Source organism: Streptomyces sp. SID11385 (assembly GCF_010548245.1).
Classification (GTDB): domain Bacteria; phylum Actinomycetota; class Actinomycetes; order Streptomycetales; family Streptomycetaceae; genus Streptomyces.
In genome coordinates, this window is record NZ_JAAGLR010000422.1 from 1 (window position 1) to 500 (window position 500).

1 protein-coding gene is annotated in these 500 nt (G+C 78.4%); it reads left to right on the plus strand.

The features are described 5' to 3' along the window. Positions 1 to 500 (plus strand): ADP-ribosylglycohydrolase family protein (locus tag G3I42_RS12885; RefSeq protein WP_164285502.1); only part of this gene is annotated, 500 nt, incomplete at both ends.

A 500-nucleotide genomic window follows, 5' to 3' on the forward strand; every position in this document is an offset into this window, starting at 1 on the left:
CGCAGGTACGGCGCGACACGGGCGCCTGGCACCCGCCCACCGATCTGCACGCCGCCTACCGCCGCTGGTACGCGACGCAGGCCGAGTGGGGGCCCGACGAGCGCCGCACGGCCGATGGCTGGCTCGCCCGCGAGGAATGGCTCTACGCCCGCCGCGCCCCCGACCGCGACTGCCTCACCGCGCTCGGCGACGCGAGCGCCGGCACCCTCGACCGCCCCCGCAACCCGCGCGCCCTCAGCCTCGCCCCCGCCACCCGCTCCACACCGCTCGGCCTGCTCAGCGGCTGGGACCCCGCGCTCGTCCTCCAACTCGCCCTGGAATGCGCCGTGCAGACCCACGGCCACCCCGTCTCGATGCTCACCGCCGGCGCCCACGCCCTGCTCGTCCACGCCCTGACCCGGGGCGCGGGCCCCGAGGACGCCGTACGGGCCGCGCTGCCGCTCCTCACCCGCCACCCCGGGCACGAGCCCGTCACCGACGCCCTCACCGCGGCACTCGAC